Here is a 20,883-nt window from a genome sequence, read left to right on the forward strand (position 1 = left end):
CGCGGTTGACGCGCGGAGTGTCGGACCGGTCGCCTAGGGTCGCGTCATGAGCCACTTTGACGAGGCGTCGGCGGCGGTGCAGGCCGCGCTCGACGCCGGGGCCCGCTACGCCGACGCGCGGGTGATGCTGCGCCGCACCGAGTCGGTGTCCGCCCGCGACGGTGACATCGAGGAGCTGAGTTCGGACGAGAGCGCGGGTCTGGGGGTGCGCGCGCTGACCAGCTCCGGCTGGGGTTTCTACGCGGTGCCGGAGTTGTCCGCCGCCGCGGCGCGGGCGGCCGGGCGGCAGGCGGCGCAGCTCGCCCAGGCGGCCGCCTCGGTGCCCGGCGCCGCGGGCGAGCTGGTCCCGGCCGCCGCGACCACCGCGAGCTGGGCCAGTCCGTGCGAGGTGGACCCGCTGGGGGTGCCGTTGTCGGTGAAGGGTGACCTGCTGGTGGCCGCCACGGCCGCGGCCCGGGATGCGGGCGCCGACCTGGCCGAGGGGATCTGCCAGGTGTGGGACACCCGCAAGTGGTTCGTCTCCAGCGAGGGGCACCGCATCGACCAGCATCTGCGCGAGTGCGGCGCGGGGGTCAGCGCGAGCGCGTTCGGCGACGGTGAGATCCAGCGCCGCTCCTGGCCGTCCTACCGCGGCCAGTACGGCACCCGCGGCTGGGAGCTGGTCGACGAGCTGTCGCTGGTGGAGCATGCCCCGCGGATGGCCGAGGAGGCGCGGGCGCTGCTGAGCGCGCCGCTGTGCCCGTCCGAGGAGACGACCCTGGTGCTGGGCAGCGAGCAGCTGGCCCTGCAGATCCACGAGTCGGTGGGGCACGCCATCGAGCTGGACCGCATCCTCGGCTGGGAGGCCGCGTTCGCGGGTACGTCCTGGCTGGAGCTTGAGCACCTGGGCACGCTGCGGTACGGCTCCGAGCTGATGAACATCACGATCGACCCGACGATCCCCGGGGCACTGGGCAGCTTCGGCTACGACGACGAGGGCACCCCGGCGGTCGCCCGCGACGCGGTCCGGGAGGGGCGCTGGGTGGGGGTGCTGGCCGGGCGGGATTCGGCGGCCGCCGCGGGTCTGGACTACGCGGGCAGCGTGCGCGCGGACGGCTGGGCGCGGCTGCCGATGGTCCGGATGACGAACGTGGGGCTGGAGCCGGGCCCTCACACACTGGACGAGATCATCGCGGCCACCGACGACGGGGTGTTCATGGACGTCAACCGGTCCTGGTCCATCGACGACCGGCGGCTGAACTTCCAGTTCGGCTGCGAGATCGGGTATGAGATCAAGAACGGCAAGCGGGGGCGGATGCTGCGCAACCCCACGTACACCGGGATCGGCCCGAGGTTCTGGCAGTCGATGGACATGCTCTCGTCGGAGATCGTGGCCTGGGGCACGCCCAACTGCGGCAAGGGCCAGCCGGGCCAGATCGGCCACACCGGTCATCCGGCCGCCCCGGCCCGCTTCACCGGCGTCCGGGTGGGGGTGCGCGGATGACGACCGAGACGGTACGCAGCGGCGCGGAGCTGGAGCTGGCGGGCCGCGTGGTGGAGCTGGCGAGCCGGGCCGCCGGTGCGGGCGCCGACGTCGAGGTGGTGGCGGAGCACGCCGTGCAGGCGCTGACCCGGTTCGCCAACTCGGCCATCCATCAGAACGTCGCCGAGGCGACCACGTCGGTGCGGTTGCGCCTGCACCTGGACGGGCGGACGGCGCTGGGTACCACGACGGTGACGGACGCGGCGGGGCTGGCCGCCCTGGTCGAACGGACGATCACGGCGGCCCGGCTCAGCCCGCCGGACGAGCGCTGGCCGGGTCTGGCGGCACCGTCGCCGATCGCCGGGCCGGCCCCGTTCGACGAGGCAACCGCGCGGGCCACGCCGGACGATCGGGCGTCGCGGATCCGTGAGTTCGTGGCCGCCGCGGGTGGCCTGGAGACGGCCGGGTTCTGCCGGACCGGCCACACCCGGGCCGCGTTCGCGAACAGCGCCGGTCAGGCAGTGCAGGGGCAGGCCGCGGACGCCGGCATGGACGGGATCGCCCGGCTGTCCGGCGCGGACGGGGTGGCCCGCCTGGCGAGCGGGCGGCTGGACGGGCTGGACGGTGCGGCGCTGGGGGCCCGCGCGGCGGCGAAGGCCCGCGCCGCGGCGGCTCCGGTCGAGCTGCCGCCGGGCCAGTACGCGGTGGTGCTGGAGCCGGAGGCGGTCGCGGACCTGCTGACGAACCTGGCCACGTTCGGGTTCAACGGCAAGGCGTGGGCGCAGCGGGAGTCCTTCGCGGAGCTGGGCGCCGGCCAGTTCGATCCGGCCATCACGCTGGTGGACGAGCCGCTGGGAGTGGCGGGCGAACCGGCGCCGGGGCTGCCGTTCGACGTGGAGGGTACGCCGCGGGCCGCGCTGGTGCTGGTCCGCGACGGGGTGACCGAGGCGGTCACGCACGACCGCCGCTCCGGTGCGGACCGGGGCGCGGCCTCGACCGGCCACGGCTCGCCGTTGTCCCGTTCCTGGGGGCCGGTCGCGCATCACCTGCGTCTCGCGGCCGGGCCGGGGGGCACCACGGGCGGGGCCGACGCGGGGACCGGCCACGTGGCACCGTCGGCGCGGCCGCTGGTCGCGGCGGTGGCTCGCGGGCTGTTGATCACGGATCTCTGGTACACCCGCGTGCTGGACCAGAAGAGCCTGGTCGTGACCGGCCTGACCCGTAACGGCGTGTGGCTCGTGGAGGACGGCGAGGTGACCGCCGCGGTCGGCAACATGCGGTTCACCCAGTCGTACCCGCAGGCGCTCGCCCCGGGGGCGGTGCGCGGGATCGGCGCCGAGTCCGTGCCCCTGCCGGATCGTTGGTCCGGCGTGCGGCACCGCGCGCCCGCCCTGCACCTCGCTTCCTGGAACCTGACCGGCAATGCCTCAGGTTGACCGTTTTATTTGATAAAGAGGGAGATAATCCCCTATGGGGAAAGTGGGACCGGCGGGGCCGGAGGGATTGAACGTGATGTTGTACACACTGCGCCTGTGTTCGAGCTCACGCTCTGGCTTCACGCCGCGTTTACACGCAAGACTCCCTTGCGCACGAAGCGCCGGAGCCGCGGCGTAACGTGTGCCACACACAGGAACCGCACACGCCCGCAAATCGGGCGCGGGCCGCGCGATGCAGGGCACTCTCAGGGAGACCTTGAATGACGACGACGGCAACGAGGCCGGATGCGGGGCGTGCGCGCGCTGCGATCGCGGCGAAGACGTTGCGTACGGATCGATGGTGGTTCGCGCCGCTGATCACCTTCGTGGGCCTGACCGCGTGGGTCACCTACGCGACCGTCCGCGTGTTCATGCACAAATGGTTCTTCGTCGAGCAGTACCACTATCTGACCCCGTTCTATTCACCGTGCGTCACGGACCGGTGCGGGGATGCGGCGGAGTTCGGCACTCCACTGCCGAGCTTCTGGCTGATTCCGGATGCGGCGTTCACCCTGCCGTTCCTGCTGCTGTTCCGGCTCACCTGCTACTACTACCGCAAGGCGTACTACCGCGCCTTCTGGATGTCGCCCCCGGCCTGCGCGGTGCCCGACGGTCACCAGAGGCACACCGGTGAGACCCGGTTCCCGCTGATCTTCCAGAACATCCACCGGTACGCGTTCTACGCCGCCGGGATCATCTCGCTCATCAACACCTGGGACGCGATCCGGGCGTTCCACAGCCCCTCCGGTTTCGGGTTCGGGCTGGGCAACGTGATCCTGGTCGTCAACGTCGTGATGCTGTGGGCGTACACGTTGTCCTGCCACTCGTGCCGGCACATCGTGGGCGGGCGCCTCAAGCACTTCTCCCAGCACCCGATGCGGTACGGCTTCTGGACGTTCGTGTCCAAGCTGAACACCCGCCACATGGGGCTGGCCTGGATCACGCTGGGCACACTCGCGCTGACCGACTTCTATGTCATGGCGGTCGCCGCCGAGTGGATCACCGACCTGCGGTTCATCAACTAGAGGGCCCCCATAGATGACAACCCGAATCGAACGACACCACTACGACGTGGTCGTGATCGGCGCCGGCGGCGCGGGCCTGCGGGCGGCGATCGAGGCCCGGCTGGCCGGCAAGAAGACCGCAATCATCTCGAAGTCACTGTTCGGCAAGGCCCACACGGTCATGGCCGAGGGCGGCGCGGCGGCAGCCATGGGCAACGTGAACAGCAACGACAACTGGATGGTGCATTTCCGCGACACGATGCGCGGCGGCAAGTTCCTCAACAACTTCCGCATGGCCGAGTTGCACGCCAAGGAGGCCCCGGAGCGGATCTGGGAGCTGGAGACGTACGGCGCGTTGTTCGACCGTACGAAGGACGGCAAGATCTCGCAGCGCAACTTCGGTGGCCACGAGTACCCCCGGCTGGCGCACGTCGGCGACCGTACCGGTCTGGAGCTGATCCGCACGCTGCAGCAGAAGATCGTCTCGCTGCAGCAGGAGGACTACCGGGAGACCGGCAGCTACGAGTCCCGCATCCGGGTGTTCGCCGAGACCACGATCACCGACCTGATGCTGGACGGCAGCAATGTCGCGGGGGCGTTCGGCTACTACCGCGAGTCCGGCGAGTTCATCCTGCTGGAGGCGCCCGCGGTGGTGCTGGCCACGGGCGGGGTGGGGCGCAGCTACAAGGTCACGTCGAACTCGTGGGAGTACACCGGGGACGGCCACGCGCTGGCACTGCGCGCCGGCGCGACGTTGATCAATATGGAGTTCCTGCAATTCCACCCGACCGGCATGGTGTGGCCGCCCTCGGTCAAGGGCATCCTGGTCACCGAGTCGGTCCGCGGCGACGGCGGGGTCCTGCGCAACTCCGACGGCAAGCGCTTCATGTTCGACTACGTCCCCGACGTCTTCCGCAAGCAGTACGCGGAGACCGAGGAGGAGGCGGACCGCTGGTACACCGACCCGGACAACAACCGCCGCCCGCCGGAGCTGCTGCCCCGCGACGAGGTGGCCCGGGCCATCAACAGCGAGGTGAAGGCGGGCCGCGGCACCAAGGCCGGCGGCGTCTATCTGGACGTGTCCACCCGGATGCCGGCCGAGACCATCATCAAGCGCCTGCCCTCGATGCACCACCAGTTCAAGGAACTGGCCGACGTCGACATCACCAAGGAGCCGATGGAGGTCGGTCCGACCTGCCACTACGTGATGGGCGGGGTGGAGGTCGACCCGGACTCGGCGGCGGCGCACGGCCACGTGGAGGGGCTGTTCGCGGCCGGTGAGGTGTCCGGCGGCATGCACGGTTCCAACCGGCTGGGCGGCAACTCGCTGTCCGACCTGCTGGTTTTCGGCAAGCGGGCGGGCGAGCACGCCGCGGCGTACGCGGACTCACTGGCGAAGCGGCCCAAGGTGGCCACCGCCGACGTGGAGCGGGCGGTCGACGCGGCGCTGGCCCCGTTGCAACGCGAGGGCGGGGAGAACCCGTACACGTTGCAGCAGGACCTGCAGGTGGTGATGGGCGACCTGGTCGGCATCATCCGCCGCGAGGGCGAGCTGAGCGATGCGCTCAAGCGACTGCAGGAGCTGAAGGTGCGGGTGGCCAACGTCGGGGCGGGCGGCGGCCGCCGGTACAACCCTGGCTGGCACCTGGCGCTGGATCTGCGCAACATGCTGGTGGTCAGCGAGTGCACCGCGAAGGCGGCGCTGGAACGGGAGGAGTCGCGCGGCGGGCACACCCGCGAGGACTTCCCGAAGATGGACCCGAAGTGGCGCCAGGTGAACCTGGTCTGCGCGCTGGACGGAAACGACGTGACGCTGGAGCGCAAGCCGCTGCCGACGATGCGCGGCGAGCTGATGCAGCTCTTCGACCGGGCCGAACTGTCCAAGTACGTCACCGAGGGAGAACTCGCGGACTTCGATGCGCTGACCAAGGAGGCGAAATAATGGGCACCCAGCGCCACTTCCGCGTCTGGCGCGGTGACGCCTCGGGCGGCGAGATGCAGGACTACGACGTCGAGGTCAACGAGGGCGAGGTCGTCCTCGACGTCATCCACCGTCTGCAGGCCACCCAGACCCCGGATCTGGCCTGCCGGTGGAACTGCAAGGCCGGCAAGTGCGGCTCCTGCTCAATGGAGATCAACGGCATGCCGAAACTCGGCTGCATGACCCGGATGAACACGTTCGAGGAGAGCGAGACCGTCACGATCACGCCGCTGCGTACGTTCCCGGTGATCCGGGATCTGGTCACGGACGTCTCGTTCAACTATGAGAAGGCGCGCGAGACTCCGGCGTTCGCCCCGCCGGCCGGGGTGAAGCCGGGCGACTACCGGATGCAGCAGGTCGATGTGGAGCGCTCGCAGGAGTTCCGCAAGTGCATCGAGTGCTACCTCTGCCAGAACACCTGTCACGTGGTGCGCGACCACGAGGAGAACAAGCCCGAGTTCTCCGGCCCGCGGTTCTTCATCCGCGCCGCCGAGCTGGACATGCATCCGCTGGACGCCAAGACCGACCGCAAGGAGTACGCGCAGGCCAGCATGGGTCTGGGCTACTGCAACATCACCAAGTGCTGCACCGAGGTCTGTCCCGAGCACATCAAGATCACCGACAACGGCATCATCCCCATGAAGGAACGGGTCGTCGACCGCCGCTACGACCCGCTGGTCTGGCTCGGCCGCAAGATCTTCCGCCGGGACGAGTTGGAGTCGGGCCGTACGACCACCACCGGACTCGACCGCGCCATGGGAGACGCGGGTCTGGCCCGGTCGGGCGCTCGGCCCGGCGCGGCCCCGCCGCTGCGGGCGGACGGCCGCCTCGACGTCTCCGAGCTGATCGCCTCGAACGCAGGCGGCCCGTCCCCGTTCGGCGACGACCAGACGTTCCCGCTCGGCGGCACCGACATCACGTACCGGCACCCCGCCGCCGATCCGGGCTCCACCACGGACAAGGCGCACTGAGCACGACACCCGGGAGGCCCGCCGGTGTATCCGGCGGGCCTCCCGTCATGTCCGGGGCCCGTCACGAGGGTGCCATCGATCGCTCGACTTCGATACGTTGACCTGACGTCACGCTACGGAGGTGAGCCCGTTGGCCGGACCGTCCGACGCGCCCGAGGCACCGATCCCCTACCCGTTCCCGCCGCCGCCCTCGATCTTCCACCCGCCGCCGGAGCTGGCGAAGTTGCAGCAGGACCGCCCGGTCGCGCAGATCCAGCTCCCCGACGGCAAGACCGGGTGGCTGGTGACCCGCTACGACGACGTACGACAGGTCCTCATCGACCCGCGGTTCAGCCGGGCCGCGGCGATCGGCCCGGACGTCCCCGACATCGGCCTGGGCCAGGCCGCCGCCGACTCCATCCTGGGCATGGACCCGCCCGACCACACCCGGCTGCGCCGCCTGGTCGCGGGCGCCTTCACGGCCCGCCGGGTGGAGGCGCTGCGCCCGCGGGTCACGAAGCTGGTCGACGAGCTGATCGACCGCCTGCTCACCCTGCCGCAGCCCGCCGACCTGGTGGAGAACTTCTCCCTGCCGTTGCCGATCCAGGTGATCTGCGAGCTGCTCGGCGTGCCGCCGGCCGACCGGCACCTGTTCCGGGCCTGGTCCGACACGGTCATGAGCGACACCAGCCGCGACCCCGGCGAGATCGACGCGGCGCTGGACCAGCTCGGCGAGTACTTCGGCCGGCTGATCGCGAGCAAGCGGGCGAAGCCGCAGGACGACCTGATGACCGCGCTGATCGCGGCCCGCGACGAGCAGGATCGGCTCAGCGAGCAGGAGCTGGTCCGGCTCTGCTACACCCTGCTGGTCGCGGGCCACGAGACGACCGCGAACCAGATCAACATGTTCCTGCTGACCCTGCACGAGTACCCGGAGCAGCGGGAGCGGATCCGTGGCCGGCCCGAGACGATCCCGCAGGCGGTCGAGGAACTGATGCGCTTCGTCCAGCTCGGCGCCGCCGGGGCGGGTCTGCCCCGGGTCACGACCGAGGAGGTGGAGCTCAGCGGCGTACGCATCCCGGCCGGAGCGGCGGTGTTCCCGGCGGGCGGCGTGGCCAACCGGGACCCGGCGGTCATGACGGACCCGGACCGGCTGGACGTGGCCCGTCCGCAGACCGCGCATCTGGGCTTCGGGGCGGGTGCCCATCACTGCCTCGGCGCCCAGCTCGCCCGCCTGGAGCTGCAGGAGGCGTTGCACGGACTGCTCACCCGGCTGCCCGGGATGCGGATCGCGGTGCCGATCGAGGAGCTGCCGTTCAAGGAGGGGATGCTCCTGCACAGTCTGCGTGCCCTGCCGGTGCGATGGTGACCGGCGGTTGGCACACGCGTACTAATCGGGCCTAGAGTGGGCCGGTGAGCAGCGCATATCAGCCTTCGATGCTCGATCTCGTCGCGGGTGAGCCGGCCGCGGTCACGTTGGAGCCGCTGCCGGGCCGGCTCACCCGGCACCCGCTGAGCGGCGGGGCGTGGGTGGACGTGCTGCCGGGGTGGGTGCACCGGTCGGACGCCGTCTTCGAGTCGCTGCTGGCCGACGTGGACTGGCGGGCCGAGCGCCGCCGGATGTACGACGGCGTGGTCGACGTGCCCCGCCTGCTGCGCTGGTACGGGCCCGGCGAGCCACTGCCGCACCCGGCGCTCGCCCGGGCCCGCGACAGACTGTCGGCGCACTACCGCGGCGAGCTGGGCGAGGAGTTCGTGACCGCCGGCATGTGCCTGTACCGCGACGGGCGCGACAGCGTCGCGTGGCACGGTGACACGCTTGGCCGGTCGGCCCACGCCGACACGATGGTGGCCATCGTGTCGCTCGGCTCGCCGCGCAATCTGATGCTGCGTCCCCGTGCGGGCGGCGGCCCGAGCCTGCGCTTCCCGCTGGGTCACGGGGATCTCATCGTCATGGGCGGTTCGTGCCAGCGCACCTGGGAGCATGCGATCCCCAAGACGGCCCGGGCCGTCGGCCCGCGGGTGAGTGTGCAGTTCCGGCCCATCGGCGTCGCCTGATCTCGGGTATGCCGGCCCGGGCGGCAACGGCGAGCCGGGCCGAGCTGGCGCTGCGGCCGCGCACGGTGACTGATCCGAGGTCCTGGTGCGGCCATGTGTCGTGCGGCGCACGTCCCACCTGTTGCGGCGGCACCGCCGCTCGGGAGAGGGTAGGCGGCGGGCGTACTGGCCGGTAATGTTCGCACTCACAGTGCAGATATGTCCGAAGGAGCGCGCATGACGCAGTTGGCAGGCGAGGTCGCCATCGTGACGGGGGCCAGCCGGGGGATCGGCTTCGCCATCGCCCAGCGCTTCGTCGCGGAGGGCGCCCGGGTGTGCATCACCGGTCGCGACGCGACCGCACTGAAGACGGCCGCCAAGGACCTGGGTGGCCCCGAACACGCCATCGCGGTCGCGGGCCGCGGCGACGACCCCGACCACCGGGCGGAGGTCGTCGACACCACGGTCGGCGCGTTCGGCCCGATCACCCAGCTGGTCAACAACATCGGCATCAACCCGGCGTACGGTCCGCTGGGCACTTTGGACCTGGCCGCCGCCCGCAAGATGTTCGACGTGAACGTGCTCGGCACGCTCGGCTGGGTGCAGGAGGCCCTGCGCGGCGGCCTCGCCGACGCCGGGGGTTCGATCGTCAACATCTCCTCGGTCTCCGGGGTGCGACCCGCCCCCGGCATCGCCTTCTACGGCGTCACCAAGGCCGCCCTCATCCACCTCACCGAGGAGCTCGCGGTCGAGCTGGCCCCGAAGGTCCGGGTCAACGCGGTGGCTCCCGCGGTGGTGAAGACCAAGTTCGCCACCGCGCTCTACGAGGGACGCGAGGACCAGGTCGCGGCCACGTATCCGCTGCGCCGGCTCGGCGTACCCGAGGACATCGCGGGAGCGGTGTCGTTCCTCTGCTCCGCCGACGCGGGCTGGATCACCGGCCAGACGCTGGTCATCGACGGCGGCGTGACGCTGACCGGGGCGGTCCAGTGACCGCCGCGCGGGTCGTCGTCACCGGCGCAGGTGGCGGCATCGGGGCGGCGTTGGCCCGCCGGTTCGCCGCCGACGGCGCCCGGGTCATCGTCAACGACCTCGACAAGGCCGCCGCCGAGGCGGTCGCCGCCGAGATCGGCGGACTCGCCGTGGCGGGCAACGCGGCGGACGAGACGTTCGTGCAGCAGCTCGTCGACACCACCTGGGCCGAGCTGGGCGGCTGCGACCTGTTCTGCGCCAACGCCGGGGTGCTGCCCACGGGCTCGCACGACGCCGACGACGCGCTCTGGCAGACCGCGTGGCAGGTCAACGTCATGTCCCATGTGTACGCGTCCCGCGCGCTTCTGCCCCGCTGGCTCGACAACGGCGGCGGGCGCCTGCTCGTCACGGTCTCCGCGGCCGGGCTGCTCACCCTGCTGGGCAGCGCCCCGTACTCGGCGACGAAGCACGCGGCGCTCGGGTTCGCGGAGTGGCTGCGCGCGACGTACGCCCACCGCGGCATCGTGGTGCAGGCTCTGTGCCCGCAGGGGGTGCGCACCGCCATGCTCACCGACGGCGGCGACAGCGCCAGCAAAGCGCAGCTCACGGCGACCGCGCTGGACCCCGGGGAGGTGGCCGCGGTGGTCGCCGAGGCGGTCCGCGGCGACAGCTTCCTGGTGCTGCCCCACCCCGAGGTGGCCGACTACTACCGGCACCGCGCCGACGAGCCGGACCGCTGGCTCGCCGGCATGAACAAGATCCAGCGCAGCTTCGACCAGGCGGCCACCGCATGAGCGAGGGCCACGAGCGCATGGGCGGAAGGGGCACAGCATGAGCGGGCCGCCCGGGCTCGACCTGGACCGGCTGCGGGCGTACCTGGGGGACGGCCCGGCGCTGCGGGCCTCGATGTTCGCGGGAGGCCGGTCCAACCTCACGTACGCGGTGACCGACGGTACGCACCGCTGGGTGCTGCGCCGCCCGCCGCTCGGTCACGTCCTGCCCACCGCGCACGACATGGCCCGCGAGCACCGGGTGCTGGCCGCGCTGTCCCAGGCCGGTTTCCCCGCTCCGGCCCCGGTCGTGCTGTGCGACGACCCCGGGCCGATCGGCGCCCCGTTCTATCTCATGGAGCACGTCGACGGCACGATCCACCGCGACGCCGCCGCACTGGCGGCGCTGGGCCCCGACGCGGTACGCCGGCTCATCCTGAACCTGGTCGACACGCTCGCCGACCTGCACGCGCTGGACCCGGCCGCGATCGGGCTGGCGGACTTCGGCCGCCCCGACGGCTTCAACGACCGTCAGGTGCGCCGCTGGAAGAAGCAGCTCGACGCGTCGCGCAGCCGGGAGGTGCCGGGCATCGACGAGCTGCACGCGCGGCTCGCGGTCGACGTGCCGCAGGGGCCGCCCGGCGGCGCGGTGGTGCACGGCGACTACCGCCTCGACAACGTCCTGATCGGCCCCGAGTTGAAGGTCAACGCGGTGCTCGACTGGGAGATGTCCACGCTGGGCGACCCGCTGAGCGACCTGGCCCTGCTGCTGGTGTACGCGGGCCGCCCGCTGCTCACCAGCCCGGACGGCGCACGCGCGCCGATCTCCGTCCCCGGGCATCCCGGTCTTCCCGAGCTGGCCGAGCACTACGTGAAGCGTTCCGGCCGCGACGTCGGCGACCTGCACTGGTACGTGGCGTTCGCGGCGTTCAAGCTGGCCGTGATCCTGGAGGGGGTGCATTACCGCTACGTGCAGGGGCAGACCGTTGGGGAGGGCTTCGACACGGTCGGGGCGCTCGTCGCGCCGCTGGTGCGCCAGGGACATGAGGCGCTGGAGGGAGACTGATGGACTTCGCGTACGACGAGACCACCGAGGACTACCGCAAGCGGCTGCTCGCGTTCATGGACGAGCACGTCTACCCGGCCGAGGCGGAGTTCGAGGCGGGCTACCGCGGTGACTGGGCACCCCCGGCCGTACTGGAACCGCTGAAGGCGGAGGCCAAGCGTCTCGGCCTGTGGAACCTGTTCCTGCCGGGCTCGCACGGCGCGGGCCTGACCAACCTGCAGTACGCACCACTCGCCGAGATCACCGGCCGCAGCCCGGCCCTGGCCCCGGCCGCGCTGAACTGTGCCGCGCCGGACACCGGCAACATGGAGGTGCTGGCCGAGTTCGGCAGCCCCGCGCAGCAGGAGCGCTGGCTGCGACCGCTGCTGGACGGTGCGATCCGATCGGCGTTCGCGATGACCGAGCCGCAGGTCGCCTCGTCGGACGCGACGAACATCGGCACCCGGATCGTCCGCGACGGCGACGAGTACGTCATCACGGGCCGCAAGTTCTACATCTCCGGCGCGATGAACCCGAACTGCGCGATCTTCATCGTGATGGGCAAGACCGACCCGGACGCGGCCCGCCACCTGCAGCAGAGCATGGTGCTGGTCCCCCGGGACACACCCGGCGTGACCGTGCGGCGCGGCATGACGGTGTTCGGCTACGACGACGGCGACCACGGTGGGCACGCCGAGGTGGAATTCGACGAGGTCCGGGTGCCGGTCGCCAACCTGATCGGCGAGGAGGGTTCGGGCTTCGCCATCTCCCAGGCGCGGCTGGGCCCGGGCCGCATCCACCACTGCATGCGGTTGATCGGCATGGCCGAGCGCGCGCTGGAGCTGATGTGCCGGCGTTCCCTGGAGCGGACCGCGTTCGGCAAGCCGCTGGCCGACCAGGGCGTGGTGCGCGAGTGGATCGCCGAGTCCCGCGTCCGGATCGAGCAGGCCCGGCTGCTGGTGCTCAAGGCTGCGTGGCTGATGGACACGGTCGGCAACAAGGGTGCGCACACCGAGATCCAGGCCATCAAGATTATTGCCCCGGTCGCCGCTGAGTGGATCATCGACAAGGCCATCCAGACGTACGGTGCGGCCGGCGTCGGCCAGGACACCCCGCTGGCGCGGCTGTGGAGCCAGGCCCGCACGCTGCGCCTGGCCGACGGCCCGGACGAAGTGCACAAGCGGTCCCTGGCCCGCCGGGAGCTGAACCGCTACCGGAGCACGCGATGACCCAGCGGATCGACGGGCGCACGGCCCGCGCCGAACGCACCCGCAACGCGATCGTCGACGCACACGTCGAATTGATCCTCGGCGGCGAGTTACGCCCCACCGCGGACCGCATCGCCAAGCTGGCCGGCGTGTCGCTGCGGGCGCTGTGGAGCCACTTCGCGGACATGGAGGCGTTGTTCGCGGCGAGCGCCCAGCGCGTCCTGGAGCAGCGCGACACCGCGTACGAGCCGGTGCCGGCGGACCTGCCGCTACGCGCGCGGATCGACGCCTACTGCCGGCAGCGGGCGCGGCTGCTGGAACAGGTCGCGCCCGCGGCAAAGGCCGCGTCGCTCAAGGAGCCGTTCTCCCCGGCCCTGCAGCGCAACCGTCGCGCGCATGTGGACCGGGTCCGCGACGAGCTGCGTACGCTGTTCGCGCCCGAGCTGGAAGCAGCGGGCGACGGCGGCCCCGACGTGCTGGCCGCTCTGATCGCGGTCAGCATGTGGCCGACCTGGGGCACGTGGCGCGACGCCATGGGGCTGGACCCCGAGCAGTCCCGCGCCGCCCTTTCCCGTACGGTTGCCGCGCTGCTCACCGCCTGAACCGCGTACGCGCGGGACCGGCGACCCGGGGGTCGCCGGCCTCGCGTTCGGACGGTGTCGGATCAGAGCAGCCAGTGGTGCTTGCGGACGTAGGCGATGTGCCCCCAGATCTTCCCGAGGCCCCACGTGTGCCCGGCGTACGTCGCCGCGGCGACGATCATCGCGAGCGCGTAGATCACGTGGTAGTCGACGATCGGGTTGGACGAGCCGCTGGGGTCACCGCCGGCGGTGTGCTGCGCAAGTGGCCACTCGGCGAGCCACATCATGGCCATCATGATGGTGCCGCCGACCGCGGCGATCCGCAGGCCGACGCCCAGGATCAGGCCCAGCCCGAGACCGAGCAGGCCTGCCATGAACAGGAAGTCGCACCACCAGGTCCCGGCCATCGAGTGGAACATTGACTGGAACGGGCCGACATCGACCGAGGACAGGAAGCCCTTGGTCGGGGATCCGCCGTTGATCACGGCACGTGCGGACGGGGTCGAGTAGTTCAGGCCGAACATCTTGTCGAGGAACGCCCAGAGGAAGACGAAACCGGTGGCCATCCGCATGACCGCGATGGCCTTCGCGGCGAACTTCGTCATCATCGAGCCGGGGATCTCGGCTTGCTCCAGGGGGCGGTCCAGAGTGCGCTTGGTGGTTGCGTGGACGGTCATCGCTGCCTCCGACTCATACACCGTATGACAGATCCACCATCCGCCCCGCCGGGGCGGATCACCCGGGCCGAAGTCACCTACCCGGCGGGACCTTGGTCCCGCCGTCACAGGCGCCCACTGCGGCCCCATGAAGCCCTGGTGAACACCGGGTTCACAGCACCACGACCGACCGGGCCCCCTCCCCGCGGGCCATCCGCTCGAACGCCGCGGGCACGTCCGCGAGACCGATCCGGTCGGTGACGAGATGGTCCACGCTCAGGCGCCCGGACACGACTTCGCGGGCCAGTTCCGGGATCTGCACATCCGGGTCGGCCGAGCCGTACACCGACGCCCGCAGGGTGCGCGCCGAGGTGAAGATGTCCAGCGCGCTGAGCTGCAGCATGTCGTCGGCGCGGCCCATGCCGACGACCGTGACCTGGCCGCCGCGGCGGGTGGCGCGCCACGCCGCGCGGATGGTCGCCGCCTTGCCGACGCATTCGAACGCATGGTCGACACCGCGGCCCTGGGTGCGCACCCGCACGTCCTTGGACAGCGTGTCCGCGGCGACCAGGAACTCGGTCGCGCCCGCGGCCTCCGCCAGCGCCTTCTTGCTCTCGGCGACGTCGACCGCGATGACCTGGGCAGCTCCGGCGGCGCGGGCCGCCGCCACCACGGACAGGCCGACCCCGCCCAGGCCAAGCACGAGCACGGCGTCGCCCGCGGCGACCCGCGCGGTGTTGCGCACCGCGCCCGTCCCGGTGAGCACCGCGCAGCCCAGCAGCGCCGCGCTTTCCCACGGCAGTTCATCGGGTACGGCGATGACCGCGTTCTCCGGCACCACGACCTGCTCGGCGAACGCGCCCAGCCCCAGCGTCACGTGCACCGGCGCGCCGTCGAGCGTGATGCCGTTCTCCAGCGCGGCCACGTTCGCGGTGGCGCACAGCCACGGCTCGCCGTGGGTGCAGAACCAGCATGTACGGCAGACCGGCGACCAGTTGAGCGCCACGTGCGCGCCCACACTGACCCGGGTCACCCCGGAACCCACCTCGACCACTTCACCGGCGGCCTCGTGGCCCAGCACGAGCGGGTGCGGCGGGGCGAGCGTGCCGTCGAGCATGGCCAGGTCCGAATGGCACACCCCGGCCGCCCGGACCCGGACCCGGACCTGGCCGGGGCCGACCTCCGGCAGGTGCAACTGGGCGACGGCCGGCGGCACCCCGCGCTCCCGGACGACCAGGCCCTGGACGTACGCCGTCACCGCTGGATCGCCTTGATCTGCTGGAATTCCGCCACGCCGTACGTGCCGAGCTCACGGCCGATGCCGGACTGCTTGTACCCGCCGAACGGGGCGGCCGGGTTGAACGCGGCACCGTTGATGTCGACCGCGCCGGTGCGCATCCGGCGGGCCACGGCCAGCGCCCGGTCCCCGGATGCCGACCAGACGCCGCCGGCCAGGCCGTAACGGGAGTTGTTCGCGATGGTCACCGCTTCATCGTCGTCGGTGAACGGAATGATCGACAACACGGGTCCGAAGATCTCCTCCTGGGCCAGGGCGCTGTCCGGGTCGACGTCGGCGAAGACCGTGGCGGGGACGAAGTGCCCGCGGTCGGGCACCGGCGCGTGCAGCCCGCCCGCGACGAGCCGGGCCCCGTCGGCCAGGCCGCGCTCGATGTGCCCGCGGACCCGGTCGCGCTGGGCGGCGGAGACCAGCGGGCCGAGCCGCGTGGACTCGTCGAACGGGTCCCCGGTGTGGTACTTCGCGGCGGCCGCGGCCGCGATCGACACGGCCTCGTCGTACCGGCTGCGGTGCACGAGCATGCGGGTCCACGCCGTACACGTCTGTCCGGAGTTGAGGAACGCGTTGCCGACGCCCACCTTGACCGCCCGGGTCAGGTCGGCGTCGTCGAGGATCACGTTGGCGCTCTTGCCGCCCAGTTCGAGCGCGACCCGGGCGATCCGGTCCGCGGCGGCGTGGGAGATCGCCCGCCCGGTCGCGGTGGAGCCGGTGAACGAGACCATGTCGACGTCCGGGTGGGCGGCCAGCGCGGCGCCCACCTCCGGGCCGGTGCCCGGGACGAGATTGAGCACCCCGGCGGGCACCCCGGCCTCCTCGGCCGCGTCCATCAGCAGGTACGCCACCAGCGGGGTCAGCTCGCTGGGCTTGAGCACCACGGTGCAGCCGGCGGCGAGCGCCGCGCCGATCTTGACGACGATCTGGTGCAGCGGATAGTTCCACGGGGTGATCGCGCCGACCACGCCGACCGGCTCATGTTCGACCAGCGAGTGCCCGACCGTCTCGGCGGGCGCGGGGCGGGCGGCCAGTTCCGCGTACCCCTGCAGGACGGTCAGGGGCAGCCGGGTGTGCGTTCCGGCCGCGATCTTCAGAGGCGCGCCGAGCTCCAGCCCGACCGTACGGGCGATGTCGGCGGAGCGGGCGGACAAGGCCGCATGCAGCCGGGTGAGCACCGCGCCGCGCTCCGCGGCGCCGGTGCCGGCCCACCGGTCGAAGGCCGCGCGGGCCGCCGCGACCGCGGCGTCCACGTCCGCGGCCGACCCGGCGGGCACGTGGCCGAGCAGGTCGCCGGTGGCCGGGTTCCCGACCGCGATGCGCGCACCTGAGGCGGGCGGGACCCATGCCCCGCCGACGTGGATCCGGTCGCGGCTGAGGAGGACATCGGGGCTGAGCGTCACGGTCGCGTGCCTTTCGGAAGGGATGCGGCCTTGCGGCCGGGCAGGGATCGGTACAGCCGGTCGAGACCGGTCAGGACGGTGTCGAGGCCGAGCGCGAACGCCCCTTCGTCGACGCTGTGCTGGTGCTCGGCGAGCAGGTGGGCGTGGCGCAGGTGCGGGTAGCGCTCCGCGTAGACTGCCGGGTCCTCGTCGAAGCCGCGGGCGAACGACCCGAGCGCCGAGCCGTGCACCAGATAGCGCATGAGCGCACCGATGTGGGTGGCGCGGGCGGGTGGCCAGCCCGCGTCGATCAGGGCCCCGTAGACCGTGTCGGCCATGGCGAGCGTGGCGGGGCGGCGGCCGGGCCCGTGCGCGAGGACCGGCACGATGTGCGGGTGGGCGCAGAGCACCGCATGGTACGAGCGGGCCCACAGCCGCAGCGCGTCATGCCAGTCGTGGGTGACGAACGCCGACACGTCCACCCGCGCCACGACCGCGTCGGCCACCGCGTCCAGGATCTCGTTCTTGGTCGGGAAGTGGTGGTAGAGCGAGGGCCCGCGTACGCCCAGCTCGGTGGCGAGCCGGCGGGTGGAGAGCGCTTCGAGCCCTTCCGCGTCGACCAGGGTGGCGGCGGCCTCGACGATGCGTTCCCGGGTGAGCAGGGACTGCCGGGGCCGGGCCATGCGGTGCTCCTGAATCTGTGCGGATCTCGGTCTGGACGCGGAAAAACTTGCACCGCTAGTTTATGCACATGGACTTCTCGCTCAGCGACGAGGAACGCGCGATCCGCGACACCGCCCGTCAATTCATCACCCGTGAAGTCGTGCCGCTGGAGCTGGAGGCGCTGCGCCGCGAGCGCGCCCACCGGCCCGGGCTGGAGCCCGGCGAGCTGCGCGAGCTGCAGCTCAAGGCGAAGAAGTTCGGCTTCTGGGGCCTGAGCACCCCGGCGGAGTACGGCGGGATGGACCTGTCCGCGGTGCTCCAGTCGCTGATCGTGACCGAGACGGGCCGGACGTTCGTGCAGTTCCACTTCGGTGGCGAGGCGGACAACATCCTGTATCACTGCAACGACGAGCAGAAGCGCGAGTACTTGATCCCCACGATCGAGGGCGACCGGATCTCCTGCTTCGCGATCACCGAGCCGGGCGCCGGCTCCGACGCCGCGAACATCAAGCTCAGCGCGCGCCGCGACGGCGACGACTGGGTCCTCAACGGCGAGAAGACGTTCATCACCAACGGCAACGACGCCGACTTCGCGATCGTCGTGGCGGTGACCGACCCGGAGAAGGGGGCCCGCCGCGGCGGCGCGACCGCGTTTCTGGTGGACCGGGCGATGGGCTGGCGGTCGGAGTTCATCCAGACCATGGGTGAGGGCGGCCCCGCGTCGCTGGTCTTCGACGACGTCCGGGTGCCGCAGCGCAACATCCTGGGCGAGGTGGGTCAGGGCTTCGAGCTGGGCATGACCTGGATCGGCAAGGGCCGCTACCTGATCCCCTCGCACGCGCTGGGCATCGCGGAGCGGGCCCTGGGCATGGCGCTCGAGTACGCGAACACCCGCGAGACGTTCGGCCGCCGCATCGGGGAGAACCAGGCGATCCAGTGGATGCTCGCCGACTCGGAGGTGGAACTGGAGGCGGCCCGCTGGCTGTGCCTGCGCGCCGCGTGGATCGTGGACCAGGGCGAGGACCCGCGGCATTCCTCGTCGATGGCCAAACTGTACGGCGCGGGGATGGTGAACCGCGTGGTCGACCGGGTCCTGCAGATCCACGGCGGCATGGGCTACACCCGGGAGCTGCCCATCGAGCGCTGGTACCGGCAGGTCCGGCTGATGCGCATCTACGAGGGCACGGACGAGATGCAGCGCCTCATCATCGCCCGCGACCTGCTCCGCGGCTACACCAAGGTCGGACTCATCTGAGTTTCTTCACGGGGGACCGGTTCGTTCGAGAGCTGAGGAGGACCCGCGTGACGACACTTTCCCTGGCGACCGTGCTGGCCGAGGCGGCCCGGCGCCACCCCGACAAGGTCGCGGTCGTGGACGGCGACGTCCGGGTGACGTACCGCGAGCTGTGGGCGCAGGCCCGGGCGTACGCCGCGGGCCTGCGCGAGCTCGGGGTCCGCCCCGGCGACACGGTCGCGGTGCAGATCCCGAACGTGCTGGACTTCCCCCGCGTCTACTACGGCGCCCTGGCCGCCGGCGCGGTCGTGGTCCCGGTGCACCTGCTGCTCACCCCGGACGAGATCGCGTTCGTGCTGGGCGACAGCGGCGCCGACGTGCTTGTGGCGCATTCCAGTCAGCTCGCCAACGCCACCGCGGCCGCCGCGACCGCGGGCACCCGGCTGCTCGTCGTGGGACCGTTGCCAGCCGGGCTGCCGGGCTCTCCGCCCCGGCTGGAGGAGGCGGCCGCCGCGGTCACGCCGCTGCCCACATACGTGACCCGCGAGGCCGAGGACGTCGCGGTCGTCTTCTACACCAGTGGCACCACCGGGAAACCCAAGGGCGCGCAGCTCACCCACCTGAACCTGGTGCTCAACGCGACCGTCAGCGTGTTCGACGTCAACGAGGTGCACACCTCGGACGTGGTGCTGGGTTGCCTGCCGCTGTTCCACAGTTTCGGCCAGGTCAGCATGAACGGCACGTTCCGCCTGGGCGGCACGCTGGTCCTGCTGGCCCGCTTCACCGGCGAGGCGGCGATCGACCTGATGGTGCGCGAGGGCGTCACCATGTTCCACGGCGTGCCGACGATGTACATCGCGCTGTTGGAGGCGGCCGCCAAGGCGCCGGAGCTGCCGCGGCTGCGGCTGTGCGCCTCGGGTGGCGCCTCGCTTCCGGTTGCCGTGCTGGAACGGTTCGGGGAGACGTTCGACGCGCCCATCTACGAGGGGTACGGGCTGTCCGAGACGTCCCCGACGGCCAGCGCGAACCAGCCCGCGTTCGGCGCCCGGGCGGGCTCGGTCGGGCACCCGATCTGGGGCGTGGAGGTGGAGGTCGCCCGGCCCGAGGTCGAGGACCGCATCGAGTTCCTGCCGCCGGGCGAGCTGGGCGAGATCGTGATCCGCGGGCACAACGTGTTCGCGGGTTATCTGAACCGGCCGGAGGAGACCGCGGCGGCGCTGGTGGAGGGCTGGTTCCGCAGCGGCGACCTGGGCACGAAGGACGCCGACGGCTTCCTCACCATCGTGGACCGCAAGAAGGACATGATCATCCGGGGCGGCTTCAACGTGTACCCGCGCGAGGTCGAGGAGGTGCTCGCCCGGCATCCCGCAATCGTGCAGGTGGCGGTCATCGGCGTACCCGATGCGGTGCTCGGTGAGGAGATCTGCGCCGTGGTGGTCGCGGATCCGGGCGGGGTGAGCGAGGAGGACCTGACCGGCTGGGCGCGCGAACGCCTCGGCAAGCACAAGTACCCGCGTCAGGTGCGGTTCGTCGAGTCCCTGCCGTTGGGACCGAGCCACAAGGTACTCAAGCGCGAGCTACGCCGGACGTTCGGCGGTCCCGCCCAGCAGGGCCGGTAGTTCCGCGACGATCGGCTCGTCGGCCGGCAGCCACGGGACGCTGTCCAGCTCGTCGGCCGCGAGCCAGCGCATCGCGCTGTGTTCCAGCGCGCGCGGCACCCCGCCGTCGAGCACCTCGGCCTCGAACACCCGCAGTACGGCCCGCCCCCGCGCCAGCGGCACGTCCGGCCCGACCCGCGCGCCGACCCGCACCCGTACGCCGAGCTCCTCGCGGCACTCACGGGCGAGCGCCTGCGCGTCGGTCTCCCCCGGCTCGACCTTGCCCCCCGGGAACTCCCAGCGCCCGGCCGCCTCGGGCGGCGCGGAACGCTCGCACGCCAGCACCCGGCCATCGATGACAATAACGGCGGCCACGATCACCCTGGGTGATGAAGCGCTGCTGACGTGGCGTTCCTGGGGCATGGGCAAACAGCGTGCCACAAATCTTGACCGTTCAGGTTGCCCGAGACCGCCCTGAACGTCTGGAGAACACGGATATGTGGGCGTGGACACGCTTGACGCGGAAGGCAAGACTGTGGGCACCGACCATGACGACACGGCGACGATTTGGCCACAA

19 protein-coding genes are annotated in these 20,883 nt (G+C 71.6%); 14 read left to right on the forward strand and 5 right to left on the reverse strand.

Annotated features, from left to right (window positions below):
- The first annotated feature begins 46 nt into the window (after positions 1–46).
- The 12 genes from ACMCNK_RS17180 to ACMCNK_RS17235 all read left to right on the forward strand — a co-directional run bounded on the left by ACMCNK_RS17180 (position 47) and on the right by ACMCNK_RS17235 (position 13,506).
- Positions 47–1,483, forward strand: coding sequence for a TldD/PmbA family protein (locus ACMCNK_RS17180; protein WP_412737416.1), 1,437 nt, complete (start codon positions 47–49; stop codon positions 1,481–1,483).
- A complete protein-coding gene (locus ACMCNK_RS17185; RefSeq protein ID WP_412737417.1) occupies positions 1,480–2,898 on the forward strand; it encodes a TldD/PmbA family protein in 1,419 nt (472 codons plus the stop codon). Before ACMCNK_RS17180 ends, ACMCNK_RS17185 begins: the two co-directional genes overlap by 4 nt.
- 260 nt (positions 2,899–3,158) lie before the next feature.
- Positions 3,159–3,962, forward strand: coding sequence for a hypothetical protein (locus ACMCNK_RS17190; protein ID WP_412737418.1), 804 nt, complete (start codon positions 3,159–3,161; stop codon positions 3,960–3,962).
- A 13-nt stretch (positions 3,963–3,975) separates the two neighbouring features.
- Positions 3,976–5,883, forward strand: coding sequence for a fumarate reductase/succinate dehydrogenase flavoprotein subunit (locus tag ACMCNK_RS17195; protein ID WP_412737419.1), 1,908 nt, complete (start codon positions 3,976–3,978; stop codon positions 5,881–5,883).
- The gene (locus tag ACMCNK_RS17200; RefSeq protein WP_412737420.1) at positions 5,883–6,893 is read left to right on the forward strand and encodes a succinate dehydrogenase/fumarate reductase iron-sulfur subunit; all 1,011 of its coding nucleotides are present in this window, start codon (positions 5,883–5,885) and stop codon (positions 6,891–6,893) included. The genes ACMCNK_RS17195 and ACMCNK_RS17200 overlap by 1 nt, the downstream gene beginning before the upstream one ends.
- Before the next feature lie 121 nt (positions 6,894–7,014).
- Positions 7,015–8,241 carry a cytochrome P450 gene (locus ACMCNK_RS17205; protein WP_412737421.1) on the forward strand — a complete coding sequence of 409 codons (1,227 nt, stop codon included), beginning with the start codon at positions 7,015–7,017 and terminating at the stop codon, positions 8,239–8,241.
- Positions 8,242–8,285: 44 nt separating this feature from the next.
- On the forward strand, positions 8,286–8,930 hold the full coding sequence (locus tag ACMCNK_RS17210; protein ID WP_412737422.1) for an alpha-ketoglutarate-dependent dioxygenase AlkB: 645 nt from the start codon (positions 8,286–8,288) through the stop codon (positions 8,928–8,930).
- Between the two features lie 216 nt (positions 8,931–9,146).
- Entirely contained in the window at positions 9,147–9,902 is a 756-nt protein-coding gene (locus tag ACMCNK_RS17215) for an SDR family oxidoreductase (RefSeq protein WP_412737423.1), read from the forward strand.
- On the forward strand, positions 9,899–10,675 hold the full coding sequence (locus tag ACMCNK_RS17220) for an SDR family oxidoreductase (protein WP_412737424.1): 777 nt from the start codon (positions 9,899–9,901) through the stop codon (positions 10,673–10,675). Before ACMCNK_RS17215 ends, ACMCNK_RS17220 begins: the two co-directional genes overlap by 4 nt.
- A gap of 37 nt (positions 10,676–10,712) precedes the next feature.
- Entirely contained in the window at positions 10,713–11,717 is a 1,005-nt protein-coding gene (locus ACMCNK_RS17225; RefSeq protein WP_412737425.1) for a phosphotransferase family protein, read from the forward strand.
- Positions 11,717–12,925 carry an acyl-CoA dehydrogenase family protein gene (locus tag ACMCNK_RS17230; protein ID WP_412737426.1) on the forward strand — a complete coding sequence of 403 codons (1,209 nt, stop codon included), beginning with the start codon at positions 11,717–11,719 and terminating at the stop codon, positions 12,923–12,925. Before ACMCNK_RS17225 ends, ACMCNK_RS17230 begins: the two co-directional genes overlap by 1 nt.
- Positions 12,922–13,506 (forward strand): TetR/AcrR family transcriptional regulator, encoded by a 585-nt coding sequence (locus ACMCNK_RS17235; protein WP_412737427.1) that lies wholly within the window; start codon positions 12,922–12,924, stop codon positions 13,504–13,506. The genes ACMCNK_RS17230 and ACMCNK_RS17235 overlap by 4 nt, the downstream gene beginning before the upstream one ends.
- A 62-nt stretch (positions 13,507–13,568) precedes the next feature.
- On the opposite strand, the gene ACMCNK_RS17240 is transcribed toward ACMCNK_RS17235, so the two are convergent.
- The 4 genes from ACMCNK_RS17240 to ACMCNK_RS17255 all read right to left on the reverse strand — a co-directional run bounded on the left by ACMCNK_RS17240 (position 13,569) and on the right by ACMCNK_RS17255 (position 17,494).
- A complete protein-coding gene (locus ACMCNK_RS17240; RefSeq protein ID WP_412737428.1) occupies positions 13,569–14,162 on the reverse strand; it encodes a DoxX family membrane protein in 594 nt (197 codons plus the stop codon).
- A 151-nt stretch (positions 14,163–14,313) separates the two neighbouring features.
- Positions 14,314–15,399, reverse strand: a complete 1,086-nt coding sequence (locus ACMCNK_RS17245; RefSeq protein ID WP_412737429.1) for an alcohol dehydrogenase catalytic domain-containing protein — start codon at positions 15,397–15,399, stop codon at positions 14,314–14,316.
- Positions 15,396–16,832, reverse strand: a complete 1,437-nt coding sequence (locus ACMCNK_RS17250; RefSeq protein WP_412737430.1) for an aldehyde dehydrogenase family protein — start codon at positions 16,830–16,832, stop codon at positions 15,396–15,398. The genes ACMCNK_RS17245 and ACMCNK_RS17250 overlap by 4 nt, the downstream gene beginning before the upstream one ends.
- Complete coding sequence (locus ACMCNK_RS17255) at positions 16,829–17,494, reverse strand: TetR/AcrR family transcriptional regulator (RefSeq protein ID WP_412737431.1); 666 nt, start codon at positions 17,492–17,494, stop codon at positions 16,829–16,831. Before ACMCNK_RS17255 ends, ACMCNK_RS17250 begins: the two co-directional genes overlap by 4 nt.
- Positions 17,495–17,562: 68 nt before the next feature.
- On the opposite strand from ACMCNK_RS17255, the gene ACMCNK_RS17260 reads away from it, so the two are divergent.
- Both ACMCNK_RS17260 and ACMCNK_RS17265 read left to right on the forward strand, forming a co-directional pair.
- Complete coding sequence (locus ACMCNK_RS17260; protein ID WP_412737432.1) at positions 17,563–18,729, forward strand: acyl-CoA dehydrogenase family protein; 1,167 nt, start codon at positions 17,563–17,565, stop codon at positions 18,727–18,729.
- Between the two features lie 47 nt (positions 18,730–18,776).
- The gene (locus ACMCNK_RS17265; RefSeq protein WP_412737433.1) at positions 18,777–20,327 is read left to right on the forward strand and encodes a long-chain-fatty-acid--CoA ligase; all 1,551 of its coding nucleotides are present in this window, start codon (positions 18,777–18,779) and stop codon (positions 20,325–20,327) included.
- On the opposite strand, the gene ACMCNK_RS17270 is transcribed toward ACMCNK_RS17265, so the two are convergent.
- Entirely contained in the window at positions 20,286–20,729 is a 444-nt protein-coding gene (locus tag ACMCNK_RS17270) for a (deoxy)nucleoside triphosphate pyrophosphohydrolase (protein ID WP_412737434.1), read from the reverse strand. The two genes, ACMCNK_RS17265 and ACMCNK_RS17270, sit on opposite strands and share 42 nt — an antisense overlap.
- Positions 20,730–20,883: the final 154 nt, after the last annotated feature.

Source organism: Krasilnikovia sp. MM14-A1259, assembly GCF_047159535.1.
Classification (GTDB): domain Bacteria; phylum Actinomycetota; class Actinomycetes; order Mycobacteriales; family Micromonosporaceae; genus Actinoplanes.